Source organism: Leclercia sp. GLN_9, from assembly GCF_043105735.1.
Taxonomy (GTDB): domain Bacteria; phylum Pseudomonadota; class Gammaproteobacteria; order Enterobacterales; family Enterobacteriaceae; genus Enterobacter; species Enterobacter adecarboxylatus.
The window spans coordinates 35,995-56,556 of record NZ_JBICLV010000033.1; the positions used below are offsets into that span (position 1 = coordinate 35,995).

The window sequence follows — 20,562 nt, forward strand, 5'->3', positions numbered from 1 at the left end:
ATAACCCCCCGTCGCAGGCGCACTATTATGTGACACGACTCAAGAGTATGAGCGACTTTCTCTAATCCTTTCAACCTTATCCCTCGAATTCTTTCCTTATAGCGCAATTTATACGCTGTTGCCCACTGCGCCCTCCCCTTAAATCTTAAAACAGAATTTCAGATACGGCTGAAACGTCTGTTTACAGGGTTAATCACAATGCGTATATTTCGCATTTGCATTTACATGCGCATTTCAAAAACCGATAACGATCTCAGTCTGTACTTACGGAACTGAGGCATAACATTCACACTTCACTCAGAAAGGTTTATTGATGTCTTTCATGAATTATACCAGGGACGGGCAGCGCCAGCCTGTCGCTAAACCTTCGCTGCTCGCAGCCTGTATTGCCTTCGCGTTGACCCCAGTGGCCACCTTCGCCGCTCCGGCCGAAGAGACCGTTATTGTTGATGGTTCAACGGCGTCGGACACCGCGGATGAAAGCCAGGACTACAGCGTAAAAACCACGACCGTAGGCACCAAAATGCAGATGGTGCAGCGTGACATTCCGCAGTCGGTCACCATCGTCAGCGAACAACGCATGGAAGACCAGCAGCTGCAAACCCTGGGCGACGTGATGGATAACACGATGGGGATCAGCAAAAGCACCACTGACTCCGATCGCAGCAACTTTTATTCCCGTGGTTTTGAAATCGACAACTATATGGTTGATGGCATCCCAACCTATTTCGAGTCACGCTGGAATCTGGGCGATTCGCAGTCAGACACGGCTCTGTTTGAGCGGGTCGAAGTGGTGCGCGGCGCTAACGGTCTGATGACCGGTACAGGCAACCCGTCTGCGGCGATCAATATGGTGCGTAAACATGCCACCAGCCGCGAATTTAAGGCCAATCTGTCGGCTGAATACGGCAGCTGGAACAAACAGCGTTACGTGATGGATATGCAAAGCCCGCTGACGGAAGACGGCAATCTGCGCAGCCGCATCGTAGCGGGTTATCAGGATAGTGATTCCTGGCTCGACAACTACAATCAGAAGCGAACCTTCTTCTCCGGGATTCTGGACGCCGACCTGGGCACCAGCACCTCGCTGTCCGCCGGCTACGAATACCAGCGTATCGACATCAATAACCAGACCTGGGGCGGTTTGCCGCGCTGGAACACCGACGGCAGCACCAAACATTACGATCGTGCGCACAGCACGTCGCCAGACTGGGCCTACAACGACAAAGAGTTCAATAAGGTCTTCTTCACCCTGAAACAGCGCTTTGCCGACGACTGGCAGGCCACCCTGAATGCGACCCATACCGAAGCGAAGTTCGACAGTAAAGCGATGTACATCGATGCCTTTGTGAATAAGAGCACTGGCATGCTGGAAGGCCCCTATTCGAACTATGGCCCAGGCTATGATTACATTGGCGGCACCGGCTGGAACAGCGGTAAGCGTAAAGTGGATGCGGTGGATCTGTTCGCTGACGGTGGCTATGAACTGTTAGGCCGCCAGCACACTATGATGATTGGCGGCAGCTTCAGCCGTCAGACGAACCGTTACACTAACTCGTGGGCTAACGTCTACCCGGATGAGTTCGGCAGCTTCTACGACTATAACGGTTACTTCCCGGAAACCAACTGGGGATCACAGTCGCTGGCTCAGGATGACACCACCAATATGAAATCGCTGTACGCCGCGACGCGCATTTCACTGGCCGATCCTCTGCATTTAATTCTTGGTGCCCGGTATACCAACTGGAGTGTAGACACCCTGACCTACGGCATGGAGAAAAACCACACCACGCCTTATGCGGGTCTGGTTTACGACATCAATGACAACTGGTCTGCCTACGCCAGCTATACCTCTATCTTCCAGCCGCAGAACTACCGCGACAGCTCCGGCAAATATCTTGACCCGATCACCGGTAATAACTACGAAGCGGGCCTGAAATCCGACTGGATGAACAGCCGACTGACCACCACGCTGTCCGTGTTCCGTATTGAGCAGGATAACCTGGGCCAAAGCACCGGCCGGACCATTCAGGGCTCCACCGATGTGGCTTACGAGAGCGTTGACGGTACGGTAAGTAAAGGCGTTGAGTTTGAAATCAACGGTGCGCTGACCGATAACTGGCAGATGACCTTTGGTGCAACGCGTTACGTTGCGGAAGATAATCAGGGCAAGGCGGTGAACCCGCAACTGCCGCGCACGACCGTAAAACTGTTTACCAGCTACCGTCTGCCGGCGATGCCTGAGCTGACCGTTGGCGGCGGCGTTAACTGGCAAAACAGCGTGTATACCTATCAGGACACGCCTTATGGCACCTGGCGTGCATCGCAGGGCAGCTACGCGCTGGTGGACCTCTTCACGCGTTACCAGGTGACGAAGAACTTCTCCCTGCAGGGTAACCTGAATAACCTCTTCGATAAGACCTACGACACCAACGTTGAAGGCGAAATTGTGTATGGCGAACCGCGTAACGTAAGCCTGACCGCAAGCTATCAGTTCTGATAATATTCTGTCGTCAAAGGGAGCCTGAAGGCTCCCTTTTTTTATGCGCGCTGTTGGCCGGATGACGGCTGTGCCTTACCCACCTCAGAGCCCTGAATATTGTCTGCTCAGGCAAGCGCAGCGCCACCAGGCAACAGGCAACAGGCAATAAAAAAGGCAGCCATTCGGCTGCCTTAGTCTCCCCAGGTCACAACTTAGTTGCTGCGGATGTACTCATCCATTTCGGTTTTCAGGTTATCGGATTTAGTACCGAAGATAGCCTGTACACCGGAACCTGCAACAACTACGCCTGCTGCGCCCAGTTTTTTCAGACCCGGCTGGTCAACTTTCGCGATATCAGCAACGCTCACACGCAGACGAGTGATACACGCGTCCAGGTTAGTGATGTTCTCTTTACCGCCGAACGCTGCAACCAGTGCCGGAGCCATTTCGCTGGTCGCGCCAGCTTTAACGTCGTCTGTCGCATCTTCACGGCCTGGTGTTTTCAGGTCCAGTGCTTTGATCAGCACGCGGAAGATGGTGTAGTACGCCACCGCGTAGCACGCACCAACGATTGGGAACAGCCACAGTTTGCTGCTGTTACCGGACAGAACGATAAAGTCGATCAGACCGTGCGAGAAGGACGTACCGTCACGCATACCCAGCAGAATACAGATTGGGAACGCCAGGCCAGCCAGAACCGCGTGGATGATGTACAGGATCGGCGCAACGAACATGAAGGAGAACTCGATCGGCTCGGTGATACCGGTCAGGAACGAGGTCAGCGCTGCGGAGATCATGATACCGCCCACTTTTGCACGGTTCTCTGGTTTAGCAGAGTGCCAGATTGCAATCGCAGCAGCCGGCAGGCCGTACATTTTGAACAGGAAGCCGCCAGACAGTTTGCCTGCAGTTGGGTCGCCTGCCATGTAACGAGGGATGTCGCCATGGAAGACCTGACCTGCTGCGTTGGTGTATTCGCCGATCTGCATCTGGAAAGGAACGTTCCAGATGTGGTGCAGACCAAACGGTACCAGGCAACGCTCAATGAAGCCGTAGATACCGAACGCCACTACCGGGTTCTGGTATGCAGCCCACTGGGAGAAGGTCTGGATCGCGGAACCAATCGGTGGCCAGATGAAGGAGAGGATCACACCGGTGAAGATCGCCGCCAGACCAGAGATGATTGGTACGAAACGCTTGCCTGCAAAGAAGCCCAGATACTCAGGCAGCTTGATGCGATAGAAGCGGTTAAACATATATGCCGCAATCGCACCCGAAATGATACCGCCCAGAACACCCGTATCAGCCAGGTGTTTTGCCGCGATTTCTTCAGCAGGTAAATGCAGCACCAGAGGGGCTACCACAGCCATGGTCTTAACCATGATGCCGTATGCAACTACAGCAGCCAGAGCTGATACACCGTCGTTATTGGTGAAGCCAAGCGCAACGCCGATGGCGAAGATCAGTGGCATGTTAGCAAAAACAGAACCGCCTGCTTCGGCCATCACATGAGAAACTACGGCTGGCAGCCAGCTGAAGTTTGCAGAACCGACGCCCAGCAGGATACCTGCGATAGGCAGTACGGATACTGGCAGCATCAGCGATTTACCGACCTTCTGCAGGTTAGCAAATGCATTCTTAAACATAATTGAGAGTGCTCCTGAGTATTTGTGCTTTTTTTACGTTTTCACGCATTGGCCCGGGGGGAGAACCGTGCCGTGGACAGGACATCTAAGCGCCCTTTATTTATTACACAGAGTAAAATAAATCCGCGTAGCGTTGTTTGACGGCTATCACGTTTCAGCGTAAGGCAGCTGAAAAACTTTCAGATATTTACAAAATTAATTGCCAAATGTTTCAAGAAAGCGCTTCACCGCCCCCACATGGGCGGTGAACTTTACTCGTTTTGGCTATTAATTACGAGCCATAAAAAAATAGATTAATCAGGCAGATTGCAGGCGGGAGGGATCGATGTGAAACAGGCTGGCAAAGTTATCGGTGGTAATGCGTGCCAGTTCTGCAACGTCGACGCCTTTCAAAACGGCCATGTACTCGGCCACATCCCGTACCATCGCGGGTTGATTCTCTTTGCCGCGGTGCGGTACCGGTGCCAGATAAGGAGAGTCTGTTTCCACCAGCAGGCGATCGAGCGGAACGTAACGCGCAGCATCACGAAGCTGCTCAGCATTACGGAACGTCACGATCCCGGAAAACGAGATATAAAAACCCAAATCCAGCAGCTTACCCGCTGTTTCTCTGTCTTCTGTGAAACAGTGTAGTACGCCGCCGCAATCCGTCACCTTTTCTTCTTGCAGGATCGCCAGCGTATCAGCGCGCGCATCACGGGTGTGGACAATCACCGGTTTATTCAACTCCCGGCCAATGCGGATATGGTCGCGAAACGATTCCTGCTGTCGGGCTTTGGTTTCCGGGGTGTAGAAATAATCCAGGCCGGTTTCACCCATCGCCACTACGCCCTCTTCCGCCGCCAGACGGCGCAAATCTTCAACGTCGTACGCTTCATCCTGGTTCAGGGGATGCACGCCGCAGGAGAACACCACGTTGTCGCGTACGCCCACCAGTTCACGCATGGTTTTGTAACCCGGTAACGTCGTGGCGACCGCCAGACAAAATTTCACATCGCGGGCGGCGGCTTTTGCCAGCACGTCATCGACGTTTTTATGCAGGGATTGATAATCCAGGCCATCGAGATGGCAGTGTGAGTCGACTAAAAACATAATGTCTCTCTCAGAGATAGGATGCAGGCAGCGTTGTGCCCGGTTGCAGGTAATGCTCGATTGTGAGTAACAGGTCGGTCAGGACAAGCTCCCGATTCAGCCCCGTTACGCTGAGTAGTTGTTCCCGACACTGGCAGACATCATGAAGGATAGCCCGTAACGCCACACCTGGCAGGCGCTGCGCCAGGCTATTAACGAGCGACCAGGCATCGACATTGCTGATAAGGGTTGCTCCCTGCTGAATTTTAAGGGCATCCAACAGCAGAGCCGCCAGCCAGTGCAGGCGATCGGGTGCCTGATCATGGTTGAGAGCCGGGAGCAGGCTCAGCCAGTCGCCGCTGTCTGCCACCCCGCCGAGCGCCTGGCAAAGTTGTTCCCGTTGCGTCTGGACGTTGGGCTGCAACAATGCCAGCGCCGCGGCAGGAGCTCCGCCGCTCAGGCGCAGCGCGCTTAACGCCGCTTCCTGTGACGTTGTCACTTCTCGTGCAAGCCAACTGATAGCCCAGGCCTCCTGCGGCACGCTAAGATGATGCAAACGACAGCGGCTGCGAAGGGTCGCCAGGAGTCGTCCAGGCTCACGGCAGGCCATCAGGAACCAGGTATTTTCCGGCGGCTCTTCAAGAGTCTTTAACAGCGCGTTGGCTGCTGCCTCGGTAAGCTGGGCAGCATCCTTCAGCCAGACGACTTTCGCCCCGCCGAGCCGCGCGCGCTCGTACAGCTTTTCACTGATGGCGCGCACCGCATCAATACCCAGCGTAGCCTTGCCCTTCTCCGGCTCCAGCGCGTAATAATCCGGGTGCGTTTCTGCCTGCATCAGCTGACAGCTACGGCACTGACCGCAGCTTTTGTATCCCTGCGGCTGTTGGCACATTAAAAAACGGGTGATGGCGTAGATCAACGCCTCATCGCCCATGCCCGGCAGCGACTGGATCAGTAACGCATGATGCCCCCGACCGGACTGATAGCTGTTCACCAGCTGTTCAAAGTGCGGGCGCAACCATGGATACCATTTCATGCCTGTTGTTCCTTCAGCCAGTCAGTGACTGTTTTGCGAATGTCGTTCATTACGTCTTCAAGCGGCTGGGTCGCATCGATGGTGCGGATCGAAGGGTCCTCGGCGGCCAGCTCACGGTAACGGGCGCGGGTGCGATTAAAGAAGTCCAGCGACTCCTGCTCAATACGATCCAGCTCGCCGCGGGCGCGGGCGCGTTTCAGCCCCACTTCGGGCGTCACATCGAGATAGAGCGTCAGGTTCGGACGGAAATCCCCGAGCACCGCATCGCGCAGTGTGCCGAGCATCTGCTGATCAATGCCGCGTCCACCGCCCTGATAGGCCTGGGTGGAGAGATCGTGACGATCGCCAATCACCCAGCATCCCCGCGCCAGCGCGGGTTTGATGACGGTTTCAACCAGCTGGACACGCGCGGCGTAGAACATCATGACTTCGGCTTTATCGGTAATGACCTCATCCCCGACCGATTTGATGTCCAGTACCAGGCTACGCAATTTTTCAGCCAGCTGAGTGCCGCCCGGTTCGCGGGTGAAGATCATCTCTTCAATGCCACACTGTTTGAGCGTCTCGACCACCACGTCACGTGCGGTGGTTTTCCCGGCGCCTTCCAGCCCCTCAATGACGATGTAATTACTGCGCATTTTTTTCCTTACGTGCCTTCAGATAGTCCTGAACTGAACGATTATGACTGGCAAGATTGGTGTTAAAAGTGTGTCCACCCTTTCCGTCCGCGACGAAATAGAGATAAGGCGTTTTTGCAGGATGCGCGGCGGCATTCAGCGATGCCTGCCCCGGTGTGGCGATTGGCCCCGGCGGTAAGCCGCTAATGACATAGGTATTATAATCGGTCGGGGTTTCCAGGTCTTTACGTGAAATATTGCCCTTGTAATTTTCCCCCATACCGTAAATCACCGTCGGATCGGTTTGCAGACGCATGCCGATACGCAGGCGATTGATAAATACCGAGGCAACCTGATCCCGTTCACTCGCGACTGCCGTCTCTTTCTCGACGATAGAGGCCATGGTGACGAACTGGTTTTGATCTTTATACGGCAGATTTTCCATCCGCCCTTCCCAGGCTTTATCCACCGCAGCGACCATTTTTTTATGCGCACGCTGCAGCAACGCCACATCGGTAGTGCCTGCGGTATACATCCAGGTATCCGGCCAGAACCACCCTTCCACCCACTCAGGATGCTCAAACTTCAGAACCTGAGCGACGGTGGCGTAGCTGTCATCCTGCAGGGTGTGTTTGATGTAAGGAGCTTCCCGCAGCTGCTTCAGGTAGTCGCTCAGGCGCATCCCTTCCACAAAACGCAGCGGGAACTGCGCCTCTTTACCGCTCTCCAGCAGCTGCAGCAGCTCCTTGACGGTCATCCCCGGCGTAAAGCGATACGTGCCCGCTTTGAAATGCGACAGCTCCGGCTGCACACGTAATAACCACTGGAACACCCGTGGGCGATTAATGATCTTCTCGTTATACAGCTGCTCACCCAGCGCCAACCGTCCGGTGCCCGGTTTCAGGGTAAAGATGGTCTCCGTCTCGATCAGGATTTGACTGCCCGCCAGCTGGCGAACTTTCCACATCCCCACCCCAGTGGCAATGCCCAGCACGACAAGGATGAGGAGAATAAAGCGCAACATTTTCTTCATGACTATCTGATTTGCTCACACTGAGGGGCTAAAAAAGCGTACAACTCACGCGATGAAAAACGTTGAGAACCATACTGGCGAACCGGCACGACGGGCATCAACGCATTGCAGACCACCATTTCGTCGGCCTCAGCCAGTACAGCCTCCCGGGCGTGTATTTCGACAACGCGATAACCGGAGTGTGCCAGCTGTTGCAGACAAAACTGGCGCATCAGGCCGTTAACGCCTGCTTGATCCAGCCGGGGGGTAAAAACATCTTTCCCGTTACGCCAGAATAAATTCGCCGCACAGCATTCCGTAACGAACCCTTCGCTGTCAAGAACCAAGGCCTCATCCGCATCGGTCTGTTCAAGATGGGTGCGGATCAGCACCTGTTCAAGCCGGTTCAGGTGCTTAACACCGGCAAGATGCGGGTTACGTCCCAGCCGCACCGGACTTAACTCAAGCGTGATGCCCTCGCGACGCCAGCCATCATAATGGGCGGGATACCCCGACACAGAGAGGATTCGGACCGGTTGCAGGCAGTTCGCCGCGCTGTAACCTCTGCCGCCGCTTCCCCGGCTGATAATGACCTTCAGCACGCCACGCTCGTTTCCCCGCGCAAGCTCTACCATCTCACGCTGTAATTCTGCCCACGCAACGAAAGGGATAAGCAGTTTTTCACAGGCCATTTGCAAGCGCTGCAGATGGGCATCCAGCAGACAGACCTGGCCCGCAGCAATGCGTGCCGTCGTGAAGCAGCCGTCACCAAACTGTATAGCCCTGTCGCTCGCGGGCAATGTTTCCTGTGGTATGCCATTGATCAAGAACATGATGGCTCCTTTTGAATGGGCGAATAGTCTGGCAGGAAGGAGGGCCGTGGACAAGGGAATAAAACCGAATAAAAAAGGCCCGACAAGCGGACCTTTTTTATCAATTTGCCGGGAAGGCGATCGGCCGCCCCGGCTGTCAGCCTCAGACCTTCTTAAAGATCAGAGAACCGTTGGTGCCGCCAAAACCGAAGGAGTTACACAGGGTGTACTCCAGACCGCTGACCTGACGCGCTTCGTGCGGAACGAAGTCCAGATCGCAACCGTCATCCGGGTTATCCAGGTTGATGGTTGGCGGAACAGCCTGATCGCGCAGCGCAAGGATGGAGTAGATTGATTCTACTGCACCCGCCGCACCCAACAGGTGGCCGGTCATGGACTTGGTTGAGCTGACCATCACGCGGCGGGACGCATCGCCAAACACAGACTTAACGGCCTGCGCTTCAGCTTTGTCGCCTGCTGGCGTGGAGGTACCGTGCGCATTCACATAGCCAATCTGGCCCGGTTCGATACCCGCATCGCGGATCGCGTTAACCATTGCCAGCGCAGCACCTGCCCCGTCTTCCGGCGGAGAGGTCATGTGATAAGCGTCGCTGCTCATGCCGAAACCAACGACTTCTGCATAGATTTTTGCGCCGCGTTTTTTGGCGTGTTCGTACTCTTCCAGCACGACCATACCCGCACCGTCACCCAGCACAAAACCATCACGGTCTTTATCCCACGGACGGCTTGCCGCCTGCGGATTATCGTTGCGGGTAGACAGGGCACGTGCAGCGCCAAAACCGCCCACACCCAGCGGGGTACTGGCTTTTTCTGCGCCGCCTGCAACCATCGCATCGGCATCGCCATAAGCGATGATACGCGCCGCCTGGCCGATGTTATGCACACCGGACGTACAGGCAGTGGCAATAGAGATGCTAGGACCTCGCAGGCCAAACATGATGGTCAGGTGACCTGCCACCATGTTAACAATCGTTGACGGAACGAAGAACGGGCTGATTTTACGTGGACCACCATTTACCAGAGAGGTATGGTTTTCCTCAATCAGGCCAAGACCGCCAATCCCGGAGCCGATAGCGGCACCGATACGGGTTGCGTTCTCTTCCGTAATTTCAAGGCCAGAATCCTGCATGGCCTGAACGCCAGCGACAATTCCATATTGAATGAAGGCGTCCATCTTGCGCTGTTCTTTGCGCGAGATGATCTCTTCACAGTTAAAATCCTTTACTAAGCCAGCAAATTTCGTTGCATAGGCGCTAGTATCGAAATGGTCGATTAGGCTAATGCCACTCTGACCGGCAAGGAGAGCGTTCCAGGTAGACTCTACGGTATTGCCGACAGGAGATAACATGCCAAGTCCGGTCACAACTACACGACGCTTAGACACGCTTGTCCTCCAGGGAGGGATAAAAAAAAAGAAAAACGAGGGACTACAAAAGAAAAAACACAGGCGGTCGAATGACCGCCTGGAGATGCTCACTTACGCCTGGTGACCGTTGATGTAATCAATGGCAGCCTGAACGGTGGTGATTTTCTCAGCTTCTTCGTCCGGAATCTCAGTATCAAACTCTTCTTCCAGAGCCATTACCAGCTCAACGGTGTCAAGAGAATCTGCGCCCAGGTCTTCAACGAAGGAAGCGGAGTTCACAACTTCTTCCTGCTTAACGCCCAGCTGTTCGCCGATAATTTTCTTAACGCGTTCTTCGATAGTGCTCATACTCTTAAATTTCCTATCAAAACTCGCTTTCGCGATGGTTTTCGTAGTGTATAAAATGTTGAAAAATTTGCAACTAAATCCCGGCAGGTCTTACCACGATTTTACGTTATTTTGAGGCCATTGACCCTAATAACGCAAATATTTTCTATCGTGATTAAACCATATACATCCCGCCATTGACGTGGAGAGTTTCACCAGTGATGTAACTCGCTTCGTCAGAGGCTAAAAATGCAACCGCGCTGGCGATTTCTTTAGGGTCGCCTAAACGACCCGCTGGAACTGCCGCCAGCGTACCCGCACGCTGCTCATCGGTCAGCGCACGCGTCATGTCCGTTTCAATAAAGCCCGGAGCAACAACGTTTACAGTAATTCCGCGGGACGCAACTTCGCGTGCCAGAGACTTACTGAAACCGATCAGACCTGCTTTCGCCGCAGCGTAATTAGCCTGACCAGCATTTCCCATGGTACCAACCACAGAACCGATAGTGATAATACGCCCATGACGCTTCTTCATCATAGCTCGCATTACCGCTTTTGACAGACGGAACACAGATGACAGGTTGGTTTCGAGAATATCGCTCCACTCATCATCTTTCATTCGCATCAATAAGTTGTCGCGAGTGATTCCGGCATTATTGACCAGAATATCCACTTCGCCAAATTCTGCGCGAATATTTCCCAGAACAGATTCGATAGATGCAGGATCGGTCACATTCAACATCAAACCTTTACCGTTCGCACCCAGGTACTCACTGATCGCCTGCGCGCCGCTTTCGCTGGTCGCGGTGCCGATAACTTTCGCGCCGCGCGCGACGAGGGTTTCAGCGATAGCACGGCCAATACCGCGGCTTGCACCAGTGACCAGTGCGATTTTTCCTTCAAAACTCATGGTATTCCTCTTCTTACTGCGTGAGTGCCGCTGACAGGGCTTCCGGCTCATTAATAGCCGAGGCAGTCAGGGTATCAACAATACGCTTGGTCAGACCGGTGAGAACTTTACCCGGACCGACTTCATACAGGTGCTCAACGCCCTGGGACGCCATAAACTCAACGGTTTTGGTCCACTGAACCGGGCTGTACAGCTGGCGAACCAGCGCATGGCGAATGGCCTCTGGCGCGGTTTCGCACTGCACATCAACGTTGTTTACCACCGCAATGGTTGGCGCGTTAAAGGTGATTTTTTCCAGCTCTACCGCCAGCTTCTCAGCAGCAGGCTTCATCAGCGCGCAGTGTGACGGTACGCTCACCGGCAGCGGCAGCGCACGTTTGGCGCCCGCAGCTTTACAGGCTGCGCCTGCACGTTCAACCGCTTCTTTATGACCGGCGATAACCACCTGACCCGGCGAGTTGAAGTTTACCGGAGAAACCACCTGACCTTCTGCAGATTCTTCACAGGCTTTTGCAATGGAAGCATCATCCAGACCAATAATGGCTGACATGCCGCCCGTACCTTCCGGCACCGCTTCCTGCATGAATTTACCGCGCAGCTCAACCAGACGCACGGCATCAGCAAACGCAATCACCCCGGCGCAAACCAGCGCAGAGTATTCACCCAGGCTGTGACCGGCCAGCAGTGCTGGCGTTTTGCCGCCCTGCTGTTGCCATACGCGCCACAGTGCGACCGATGCGGTCAGCAGTGCAGGCTGGGTCTGCCAGGTTTTATTCAGCTCTTCGGCTGGCCCTTGCTGGGTCAGCGCCCAAAGATCATAGCCCAGTGCATCCGACGCTTCACGGAAGGTCGCTTCGATGACTGGATACTGCTCCGCTAAGCCGGACAACATTCCAACGGCTTGAGAACCCTGGCCGGGGAACACAAAAGCAAATTGCGTCATTTTTTTATCCTTATACTAGAAACGAACCAGCGCAGAACCCCAGGTGAAACCGCCACCGAAGGCTTCGAGCAAGACCAGTTGGCCTCGTTGAATGCGTCCATCGCGCACCGCTTCGTCAAACGCGCAGGGCACGGATGCTGCAGACGTATTGCCATGACGATCCAGCGTCACCACAACGTTATCCATAGACATGCCGAGTTTCTTCGCCGTGGCGCTAATAATGCGCAGGTTCGCCTGATGCGGCACCAACCAGTCAAGGGCGGAACGCTCCAGATTGTTCGCTGCCAGCGTCTCGTCAACGATGTGCGCCAGCTCTGTGACCGCCACTTTGAACACTTCGTTACCGGCCATGGTCAGATAGATGGCGTTGTCCGGGTTAACACGATCGGCGTTTGGCAACGTTAACAGTTCGCCGTAGCTACCGTCAGCATGCAGATGCGTGGAGATGATGCCGGGTTCTTCAGATTGTCCTAACAGGACAGCCCCTGCGCCATCACCAAAAATAATGATCGTCCCGCGATCGGTTGGATCGCAGGTGCGCGCCAGCACGTCAGCACCGATCACCAGCGCATTTTTCACCGCGCCAGATTTTACATATTGATCGGCAATGCTCAGCGCATAGGTAAAGCCTGCGCACGCAGCGGCAACGTCGAACGCCGGGCAACCTTTGATCTCCAGCATGCTCTGAATCTGGCACGCTGCGCTCGGGAAGGCATGCGTTGCAGAAGTTGTCGCAACGATAATCAGGCCGATGTCGTCTTTATCGACACCCGCCATTTCCAGCGCACGCTGTGCGGCTTCATAGCCCATGGTGGAAACTGTTTCATCTGGCGCGGCAATACGACGTTCGCGGATACCTGTACGCGTGACGATCCACTCGTCAGACGTATCTACCATTTTTTCCAGATCGGCGTTGGTTCGCACTTGTTTTGGCAGATAGCTGCCGGTACCTAAAATCTTCGTATACATGTACGCTCAGTCACTTTTTGCTAATACAGATCCCAGGCGAGCGGCAATCCGCTGTGGGACTTGTCGCTGCACCGCCTGCACTGCCTGTTCAATCGCGACGGCAAACGCTCGCTGATTGGCCGCACCGTGACTCTTAATCACAATGCCGCGCAATCCTAACAGACAGGCGCCATTATACTGGTCGGGGTTGAGGTGACTGAATCGCCGCGCCAGGCTCTTTTGTAACCAACGCTTCAATAAAATCAGCCACCATGACCGTTTTTTCCCCTCTCCCTGCGATTTAAGCAGAGAAAGAAACATCCTCACCACCCCTTCCATGGTTTTTAATGTAACGTTTCCTGTAAACCCGTCACACACCAGTACATCCGTTTTTCCGGTCAATAATTCGTTGGCTTCGAGATATCCAATATAGTTGATGGACGGCTCATTTTTTAGCCGCTCGGCCGCCTCACGGATGCTGTCGAGACCTTTCGTCTCTTCTTCACCAATATTCAGCAGAGCAACGCGGGGATGAGAAATCCCTACCACTTCCTCTGCCAACACCGAGCCCATTACGGCAAACTGCGCCAGCATCACGCTGTCGCAGTCAACGTTAGCGCCTAAATCCAGCACCACCGTTTTGCCCTTTTGCTGGTGCGGCAATACCGTCACCAGCGCCGGGCGCTCAATCCCCTCAAGAGGTTTGAGCAGTAATTTTGCCAGCCCCATCAGCGCGCCGGTATTACCGGCACTAACGCAGGCCTCGGCACGACCCTCTTTCACCAGCTCCAGCGCAATGCGCATGGAGCTTCCGCGACTGCTGCGGATCGCCTGTGAGGCTCGAACATCACTGGCAATAACCGACTGGGCAGGAATAATCTGCAGACGTGAACGTTGTTCAAAGTCAGCTTTTGCAAGTAATGGCGTGATAGCGTCGGGATTGCCGACTAAAAGGAGAGTGAGTTGCGAATTAGAGTTCAGTGCCTGCAATGCTGCAGGCACTGTCACGGAAGGGCCAAAATCTCCCCCCATGACATCTAACGCCAGGGTTAGACGTGTCAAGGTATCGTCGCAGCCTGGTTCGGTATATCCCCGTTTTCACGGGGAAACCCTCACTAAGCCTAATCACGCAAACGCGTGATTACTTAGTGATAACCTTGCGGCCGCGGTAGAAACCGTCAGCGGTGATGTGGTGACGCAGGTGTTTTTCACCAGAAGTCTTGTCTACAGACAGGCTGGTAACTGCAGTCAGCGCGTCATGGGAACGACGCATGCCACGTTTGGAACGGGTTGGTTTATTCTGTTGTACGGCCATGGACCTTACTCCTTAATTACTTACGCTTTAAACTGGCTAATACGGCAAATGGGTTTGGTTTTTGCGCTTCATCAGGCAGTTCCCCAAAGACCATGTCCGCCTCGGACACTTCACAGTGTTCAGAATCATGCACCGGAACTACAGGCAAGGTGAGGATGATTTCATCTTCAACCAGCGCCAGCAGATCGATTTCACCGAATTCGTTAACCTCAATCGGCTCATACGCTTCCGGGAGTGCTTCAGCCTGTTCGTCTGAACGAACCGGACTAAAACAATATGTTGTGTGAACATGAAGTGGGAACGGTTTCCCGCAACGCTGACATTCGAGCGTGACCGACACCTTTGCATCACCGTTAATAACGGCAAGGCGCTGGGGATCGATCTCAAACGACATGGAGCATTCCACATCACTGTCCACACTGACTACGGATTCGGCGATACGCTCAGCCTGGTCACGAGTATAAATACCTTCGTAATCGAGGCGTTTTTGAGCCGTACGAACCGGATCAAGAGTCAGGGGTAATTTTACCTTTTGCATAGGGCGCGCATATTAACTTTGTAACGTCATAGAGTCAAAGAAAAAGGCAACCTCAGGCTGCCTTTTGCCATTTATTCGCACACATTGCGGCCTGTAGTTTAAAATGGCTGGCATCGATACGCTATATCTGGTGAAAAAAATATGCCAAATCTCATTCTTGCCTCCACATCACCTTACCGCCGCGTGTTACTGGAAAAGCTCGGAGTTACCTTCGAATGCGCCGCGCCGAACGTGGATGAAAGCCCACAACCCGGTGAATCGCCACGCCATCTGGTGGTCCGTCTGGCTCAGGAAAAAGCGAAAAGTCTGGCAGCGCGATTCCCCGATCATTTAATTATAGGTTCCGATCAGGTTTGCGTCCTGGATGGAATAATTACCGGCAAACCACACACCGAAGAGAATGCTCGCCAGCAGCTGCTGAAAGCGCGCGGCAGTATTGTCACCTTCTACACCGGCCTGGCACTTTATAATTCGTCTACGGGCCATTTACAGACGGAATGCGAGCCGTTTGACGTTCACTTCCGCCATCTCAGCGAACAAGAAATTGACGACTACGTCCGAAAAGAGCGGCCATTAAATTGCGCGGGCAGTTTTAAAAGTGAGGGGCTGGGTATTGCTTTGTTTGAGAGACTGGACGGGCGAGACCCGAACGCGCTGGTGGGATTACCGCTGATTGCGCTGTGCCAGATGCTGCGTCGGGAGAATTACAACCCGTTGATGGCGTAGCCATCGGCCTCGCCCTGCGGCGCTACGCTTGCACGGACCTACGCTTTGTAGGCCAGCTAAGCGCAGCGCCCCGGCAATTAACCGCGCAGAATGCTCAGGCAGCGCTTCAGCTGATCATCCAGCGGCGCTTCGACACGCATCACCTCGCCAGTACCCGGATGAGTAAACTTTAACGCGGCGGCATGCAGGAACAGACGCGATAAACCCGTCCCGGCCAGCTGTTTATCAAATTCACGGTCGCCATAGCGATCGTCAAAGGCGATAGGATGGCCCGCATGCTGCGTATGAACGCGGATCTGGTGGGTACGCCCGGTCACCGGGCTGCAGCGCACGAGGGTGGCAAATTCATAACGCTCTTCCACCTTGAACCGGGTTTCCGACGGTTTGCCTTCCTGACTCACACGAACGATACGCTCACCGCTTTGCAGAATGTTTTTCAGCAGCGGCGCCTGCACCACTTTGACATGGGACTGCCACTGTCCGCGCACCATCGCGAGGTAATCCTTCTGCATTCCTTTCTCACGCAGCTGCTCGTGCAGCGAACGCAGCGCCGACCGTTTTTTCGCGACCAGCAGCACGCCGGAGGTGTCGCGATCAAGACGATGAACCAGTTCAAGGAAGCGGGCTTCCGGGCGCAGCGCACGGAGACCTTCAATCACGCCAAAGCTCAATCCACTGCCGCCGTGGACGGCCGTGCCAGAGGGCTTATTGAGCACCAGAATATGATCGTCTTCATACAGAATCACATTCGTCAGCGCGGCGACTTTGTTCAGATGCGGCGACACCGCCTCCTCTTCCCGCTCGGCTACGCGCACAGGCGGGATGCGAACTTCATCACCCGCTTCAAGTTTATATTCCGGTTTGATGCGCTTTTTATTCACGCGCACCTCACCCTTACGCAGGATGCGATAAATCATGCTCTTTGGCACACCCTTCAGTTGGGTGCGCAAAAAGTTGTCAATGCGTTGCCCCGCTTCATCTTCGGTAATGGCAACCATTTTTACGGCTGGAGTCTCTGTTTTCATGGGGGGCGATTCTAATTATCGTCAGCCATTAGCGCCACTCATTTTTCTATGCTTATATTTAGCTCTACCCGGTCAGTGTTTCGTTCACGCAATCGATTTGGTGGTTATTAAACCAATCCTGCGAAGGAAGTGAAAAAACTGTGAGTAACCGGGTGATAATTGGCAAAAGTCATCTTGCTATAACCCGGTTAGCAATGGAATAATGCTGCTGTTTTCCGTGTTAAATCCTGGTTAAGTAAGGATGTCGACGGAATGACCAATTTTGTCTGACCGATCATCCACGCAGCAATGGCGTAAGACGTATTGATCTTTCAGACAGTTAGCGGGCTGCGGGTTGCAGTACTTACCGGTAAATGGAATCTTCTCTGGAGAGTTTTACCCAGGCTATTCCCCTGATAATCGCGCTGTATTTCCGTATGAAATACAGGCAACCGACACTTTGCGCCTCTTAAGCGAGCGACAACCGTGAGGTTGGCGACGTGAATAGACACGAGGCCATCGGTTCATACCCCGGAAAGCGTCACCTTGCCCGCAGCTTAGTCGTCAATGTAAGAATAATGAGTAAGTTACGATGAAAAGAATGTTAATCAACGCAACTCAGCAAGAAGAGTTGCGTGTCGCCCTTGTGGATGGGCAGCGTCTGTACGATCTGGATATCGAAAGTCCTGGACACGAACAGAAAAAAGCGAACATTTACAAAGGCAAAATCACCCGCATCGAACCCAGCCTTGAAGCCGCATTTGTAGACTACGGTGCCGAGCGTCATGGTTTCCTCCCCCTAAAAGAGATTGCTCGCGAATACTTCCCTTCTAACTATAACGCCCATGGCCGTCCGAACATCAAAGATGTCCTGCGTGAAGGCCAGGAAGTTATCGTTCAGATCGATAAAGAAGAGCGTGGCAACAAAGGCGCCGCGCTGACCACCTTTATCAGTCTGGCAGGCAGCTATCTGGTACTGATGCCAAACAACCCGCGCGCGGGTGGCATCTCTCGCCGCATTGAAGGCGACGACCGTACCGAACTGAAAGAAGCGCTGGCCAGTCTTGAACTGCCAGACGGCATGGGCCTGATTGTTCGTACCGCAGGCGTAGGCAAATCTGCCGAAGCGCTGCAGTGGGACCTCGGCTTCCGCCTGAAGCATTGGGAAGCGATTCAGAAAGCCGCTGAAAGCCGCCCTGCCCCGTTCCTGATCCACCAGGAAAGCAACGTTATCGTACGTGCCTTCCGTGACTATCTGCGTCAGGACATCGGTGAAATTCTGATTGATAACCCGAAAGTGCTTGAGCTGGCTCGCCAGCACATTGCCGCGCTGGGTCGTCCTGATTTCACCAGCAAAATCAAACTGTACACCGGTGAAATCCCGCTGTTCAGCCACTACCAGATCGAATCGCAGATTGAATCCGCCTTCCAGCGTGAAGTCCGTCTGCCATCCGGTGGTTCTATCGTTATCGACAGCACCGAGGCGCTGACCGCCATCGACATCAACTCCGCACGTGCAACCCGCGGCGGCGATATCGAAGAGACGGCGTTCAACACCAACCTCGAAGCGGCAGATGAGATTGCGCGTCAGCTGCGTCTGCGTGACCTGGGCGGCCTGATCGTTATCGACTTCATCGACATGACGCCAGTACGTCACCAGCGAGCGGTGGAAAACCGTCTGCGTGAAGCGGTGCGTCAGGATCGTGCGCGTATTCAGATCAGCCATATCTCCCGTTTCGGTCTGCTGGAGATGTCCCGTCAGCGCCTGAGTCCGTCGCTGGGTGAATCCAGCCACCACGTCTGCCCACGCTGTAGCGGCACTGGCACCGTGCGTGACAACGAATCCTTGTCACTCTCTATCCTGCGTCTGATTGAAGAAGAAGCGCTGAAAGAGAACACCAAAGAAGTCCACGCCATTGTGCCTGTGCCGGTCGCCTCCTACCTGCTGAACGAAAAACGTGCTGCGGTAAGTGCTATCGAAGCCCGTCTGAGCGGCGTACGCTGCGTGATCGTGCCTAACGACCAGATGCAAACCCCGCACTACTCCGTGCTGCGCGTGCGCAAAGGCGAAGAGACTTCAACCCTGAGCTACATGCTGCCTAAGCTGCATGAAGAGGCGATGGCTCTGCCGTCCGAAGAAGAGTACGCCGAGCGTAAACTTCCAGAACAGCCTGCTCTGGCGGCCTTTGTGATGCCAGAAGCCCCACCTGCGCCTGCGCAGGAGAGCACCGTTGCCAAACCAGCAGCAGCTAAACCTGCGGCAAACGTCAGCCAACCGGCAGCGCAGCCTGGCCTGCTGAGCCGTTTCTTCAGTGCCCTGAAGAAAATGTTTGCTGGCGAAGAGCCACAACCTGCCCCGGCGCCGGTTGAGAAGAAAGAAGAGAAACAGGAGCGTTCACCGGATCGTCGTAAACGTCAGAACAACCGCCGTGACCGCAACGAGCGTCGCGATAACCGTTCAGACAACAACGAAGGCCGTGAAGGCAATGAAAGCCGTGACAATCGCGATAACCGTGAAGGTCGCGAAGGCCGTGAGGGTCGTGAACGCCGCGAAGGACGTGACGATAACCGTCGCAACCGCCGTGAGAAGCCGCAGCAGAACGCGGAAGATCGTGAAATTCGCCAGCCGGCCGGCGAGGAGTCTGAAAAGAGCAGATCGCGTGATGAGCAGCAGCCACGCCGCGAGCGCAACCGCCGTCGTAATGATGACAAGCGCCAGGCGCAGCAGGAAGTTAAAGCGCTGAATCGCGAAGAAGAGACCGTGCAGGATGCGGATCAGGAAGAGCGTGTTCAGGTCATGCCACGCCGTAAGCAGCGTCAGCTGAGCCAGAAAGTCCGTTTCGAGTCTCAGACCGACGAAGCAGCTGTTGAAGCGGTAGCGCCACAGGTTGAACCCGTTCAGAGCACCGAACTGGCAAAAGTCGACCTGCCTGCGGTCATCGAAAATGCCCCTGAACAGGAAGAGACCACCGAAGGCCGTGACAATGCGGGTATGCCGCGTCGCTCACGTCGCTCCCCGCGTCATCTGCGCGTGAGCGGTCAGCGTCGTCGCCGTTATCGTGACGAGCGTTATCCGCTGCAGTCGCCAATGCCGCTGGCAATCGCCTGTGCGTCACCAGAAATGGCCTCCGGCAAAGCCTGGATCCGTTATCCGGTTGCCCGTCCTCAGGAGCAGCAGTTTGACGAGCAGAACGTGACGGCCGAAGCGGTTGCCCCAGTCGCGCCAGTGGTTGATGAGGTTATCACCGAGGCTGCGGCAGTTGTTATCCCTGAGCCACAGCCACAGACTGCTGAAGTGGAAACGTCACACCCGGAAGTGATTGCCGCGCCTGTTACTGAACAGCCGCAGATCATCGCCCCTGAAGATGTGGTTGTCGCAGAGCAGGTAGTGGAAGACGTTAAGGCTGCCGAGCCGGTTGAAATTACCGCGGAAGCCGTGGAGCCACAGCCAGTTGGAGAAGTGGAAGTGGAAACGCAAGTTCAACCTGAAGTTGAGATTGCTGTTGAACCTGTTGCTGAAGAGAAACCTGAAGTCGCTGAAGTGAAAGCGCCGGAAGTGAAACCAGCACCAGCGCCCGTTGCTCAGGTTAACGAGGGTGTTCACCACGCCACTGCGCCAATGACCCGCGCGCCAGCCCCGGAATATGTGCCTGAAGCCCCGCGTCACAGCGACTGGGTACGCCCGGCGTTTGATTTCGAGGGTAAAGGTTCAGCAGGTGGTCACAGCGCAACGCACCAGGCGACCGCGCCTGCCACGCGTCCACAGCCGGCTGAATAAGCCCGCTTAA

General features: G+C 54.7%; 18 protein-coding genes. 3 read left to right on the forward strand and 15 right to left on the reverse strand.

Going from position 1 to position 20,562, the window contains the following annotated elements; translation table 11 throughout:
* Nucleotides 1-313: 313 nt before the first annotated feature.
* Nucleotides 314-2,500, forward strand: coding sequence for a ferric-rhodotorulic acid/ferric-coprogen receptor FhuE (gene fhuE, locus ACF8PE_RS19540; RefSeq protein WP_059308264.1), 2,187 nt, complete (start codon nucleotides 314-316; stop codon nucleotides 2,498-2,500).
* A gap of 194 nt (nucleotides 2,501-2,694) precedes the next feature.
* Here fhuE and ptsG read toward each other — a convergent pair whose 3' ends face one another.
* The 14 genes from ptsG to yceD all read right to left on the reverse strand — a co-directional run bounded on the left by ptsG (nucleotide 2,695) and on the right by yceD (nucleotide 15,044).
* A complete protein-coding gene (ptsG, locus tag ACF8PE_RS19545) occupies nucleotides 2,695-4,128 on the reverse strand; it encodes a PTS glucose transporter subunit IIBC (protein WP_032617560.1) in 1,434 nt (477 codons plus the stop codon).
* A 297-nt stretch (nucleotides 4,129-4,425) separates the two neighbouring features.
* A complete protein-coding gene (locus ACF8PE_RS19550) occupies nucleotides 4,426-5,220 on the reverse strand; it encodes a metal-dependent hydrolase (protein ID WP_032617559.1) in 795 nt (264 codons plus the stop codon).
* A gap of 10 nt (nucleotides 5,221-5,230) precedes the next feature.
* Entirely contained in the window at nucleotides 5,231-6,235 is a 1,005-nt protein-coding gene (gene holB / locus ACF8PE_RS19555; protein ID WP_144837521.1) for a DNA polymerase III subunit delta', read from the reverse strand.
* Entirely contained in the window at nucleotides 6,232-6,873 is a 642-nt protein-coding gene (gene tmk / locus ACF8PE_RS19560; RefSeq protein ID WP_144837519.1) for a dTMP kinase, read from the reverse strand. The genes holB and tmk overlap by 4 nt, the downstream gene beginning before the upstream one ends.
* Nucleotides 6,863-7,885, reverse strand: a complete 1,023-nt coding sequence (gene yceG, locus ACF8PE_RS19565) for a cell division protein YceG (protein ID WP_144837517.1) — start codon at nucleotides 7,883-7,885, stop codon at nucleotides 6,863-6,865. The genes tmk and yceG overlap by 11 nt, the downstream gene beginning before the upstream one ends.
* Nucleotides 7,886-7,887: 2 nt before the next feature.
* Nucleotides 7,888-8,697 (reverse strand): aminodeoxychorismate lyase, encoded by an 810-nt coding sequence (gene pabC, locus ACF8PE_RS19570; protein ID WP_144837515.1) that lies wholly within the window; start codon nucleotides 8,695-8,697, stop codon nucleotides 7,888-7,890.
* A gap of 142 nt (nucleotides 8,698-8,839) precedes the next feature.
* Nucleotides 8,840-10,081, reverse strand: a complete 1,242-nt coding sequence (fabF, locus tag ACF8PE_RS19575) for a beta-ketoacyl-ACP synthase II (RefSeq protein ID WP_130589025.1) — start codon at nucleotides 10,079-10,081, stop codon at nucleotides 8,840-8,842.
* A 93-nt stretch (nucleotides 10,082-10,174) separates the two neighbouring features.
* A complete protein-coding gene (gene acpP / locus ACF8PE_RS19580; RefSeq protein ID WP_003857954.1) occupies nucleotides 10,175-10,411 on the reverse strand; it encodes an acyl carrier protein in 237 nt (78 codons plus the stop codon).
* Nucleotides 10,412-10,565: 154 nt separating this feature from the next.
* Nucleotides 10,566-11,300, reverse strand: a complete 735-nt coding sequence (gene fabG, locus ACF8PE_RS19585) for a 3-oxoacyl-ACP reductase FabG (protein ID WP_032617552.1) — start codon at nucleotides 11,298-11,300, stop codon at nucleotides 10,566-10,568.
* A 13-nt stretch (nucleotides 11,301-11,313) separates the two neighbouring features.
* A complete protein-coding gene (fabD, locus tag ACF8PE_RS19590) occupies nucleotides 11,314-12,243 on the reverse strand; it encodes an ACP S-malonyltransferase (protein WP_032617551.1) in 930 nt (309 codons plus the stop codon).
* 15 nt (nucleotides 12,244-12,258) lie between these two features.
* The gene (locus ACF8PE_RS19595; protein ID WP_032617550.1) at nucleotides 12,259-13,212 is read right to left on the reverse strand and encodes a beta-ketoacyl-ACP synthase III; all 954 of its coding nucleotides are present in this window, start codon (nucleotides 13,210-13,212) and stop codon (nucleotides 12,259-12,261) included.
* A gap of 6 nt (nucleotides 13,213-13,218) precedes the next feature.
* Nucleotides 13,219-14,253 carry a phosphate acyltransferase PlsX gene (gene plsX / locus ACF8PE_RS19600; RefSeq protein WP_071886466.1) on the reverse strand — a complete coding sequence of 345 codons (1,035 nt, stop codon included), beginning with the start codon at nucleotides 14,251-14,253 and terminating at the stop codon, nucleotides 13,219-13,221.
* A 79-nt stretch (nucleotides 14,254-14,332) separates the two neighbouring features.
* On the reverse strand, nucleotides 14,333-14,506 hold the full coding sequence (gene rpmF, locus ACF8PE_RS19605; RefSeq protein WP_003857964.1) for a 50S ribosomal protein L32: 174 nt from the start codon (nucleotides 14,504-14,506) through the stop codon (nucleotides 14,333-14,335).
* A gap of 16 nt (nucleotides 14,507-14,522) precedes the next feature.
* Nucleotides 14,523-15,044: a 23S rRNA accumulation protein YceD gene (yceD, locus tag ACF8PE_RS19610; protein ID WP_130589026.1), complete on the reverse strand. Its 522-nt coding sequence runs from the start codon at nucleotides 15,042-15,044 to the stop codon at nucleotides 14,523-14,525.
* A 141-nt stretch (nucleotides 15,045-15,185) separates the two neighbouring features.
* Here yceD and ACF8PE_RS19615 point away from each other — a divergent pair, with 141 nt between their 5' ends.
* Nucleotides 15,186-15,770 (forward strand): nucleoside triphosphate pyrophosphatase, encoded by a 585-nt coding sequence (locus ACF8PE_RS19615; protein WP_032617546.1) that lies wholly within the window; start codon nucleotides 15,186-15,188, stop codon nucleotides 15,768-15,770.
* Between the two features lie 77 nt (nucleotides 15,771-15,847).
* Here the strand turns inward: ACF8PE_RS19615 and rluC are convergent, their stop codons facing one another.
* Nucleotides 15,848-16,795 (reverse strand): 23S rRNA pseudouridine(955/2504/2580) synthase RluC, encoded by a 948-nt coding sequence (gene rluC / locus ACF8PE_RS19620; RefSeq protein ID WP_392495199.1) that lies wholly within the window; start codon nucleotides 16,793-16,795, stop codon nucleotides 15,848-15,850.
* A gap of 571 nt (nucleotides 16,796-17,366) precedes the next feature.
* Here rluC and rne point away from each other — a divergent pair.
* Nucleotides 17,367-20,552: a ribonuclease E gene (gene rne, locus ACF8PE_RS19625; protein WP_117386060.1), complete on the forward strand. Its 3,186-nt coding sequence runs from the start codon at nucleotides 17,367-17,369 to the stop codon at nucleotides 20,550-20,552.
* Nucleotides 20,553-20,562: the final 10 nt, after the last annotated feature.

Coding starts and splice junctions, on each gene's coding strand:
- ACF8PE_RS19615 (WP_032617546.1), top strand. CDS start 15,186: ATGCCAAATCTCATTCTTGCCTCCACATCACCTTACCGCCGCGTGTTA.
- ACF8PE_RS19550 (WP_032617559.1), bottom strand. CDS start 5,220: ATGTTTTTAGTCGACTCACACTGCCATCTCGATGGCCTGGATTATCAA.
- fabG (WP_032617552.1), bottom strand. CDS start 11,300: ATGAGTTTTGAAGGAAAAATCGCACTGGTCACTGGTGCAAGCCGCGGT.
- holB (WP_144837521.1), bottom strand. CDS start 6,235: ATGAAATGGTATCCATGGTTGCGCCCGCACTTTGAACAGCTGGTGAAC.
- yceD (WP_130589026.1), bottom strand. CDS start 15,044: ATGCAAAAGGTAAAATTACCCCTGACTCTTGATCCGGTTCGTACGGCT.
- rpmF (WP_003857964.1), bottom strand. CDS start 14,506: ATGGCCGTACAACAGAATAAACCAACCCGTTCCAAACGTGGCATGCGT.
- rluC (WP_392495199.1), bottom strand. CDS start 16,795: ATGAAAACAGAGACTCCAGCCGTAAAAATGGTTGCCATTACCGAAGAT.
- fhuE (WP_059308264.1), top strand. CDS start 314: ATGTCTTTCATGAATTATACCAGGGACGGGCAGCGCCAGCCTGTCGCT.
- rne (WP_117386060.1), top strand. CDS start 17,367: ATGAAAAGAATGTTAATCAACGCAACTCAGCAAGAAGAGTTGCGTGTC.
- ptsG (WP_032617560.1), bottom strand. CDS start 4,128: ATGTTTAAGAATGCATTTGCTAACCTGCAGAAGGTCGGTAAATCGCTG.
- pabC (WP_144837515.1), bottom strand. CDS start 8,697: ATGTTCTTGATCAATGGCATACCACAGGAAACATTGCCCGCGAGCGAC.
- tmk (WP_144837519.1), bottom strand. CDS start 6,873: ATGCGCAGTAATTACATCGTCATTGAGGGGCTGGAAGGCGCCGGGAAA.
- yceG (WP_144837517.1), bottom strand. CDS start 7,885: ATGAAGAAAATGTTGCGCTTTATTCTCCTCATCCTTGTCGTGCTGGGC.
- ACF8PE_RS19595 (WP_032617550.1), bottom strand. CDS start 13,212: ATGTATACGAAGATTTTAGGTACCGGCAGCTATCTGCCAAAACAAGTG.
- acpP (WP_003857954.1), bottom strand. CDS start 10,411: ATGAGCACTATCGAAGAACGCGTTAAGAAAATTATCGGCGAACAGCTG.
- fabD (WP_032617551.1), bottom strand. CDS start 12,243: ATGACGCAATTTGCTTTTGTGTTCCCCGGCCAGGGTTCTCAAGCCGTT.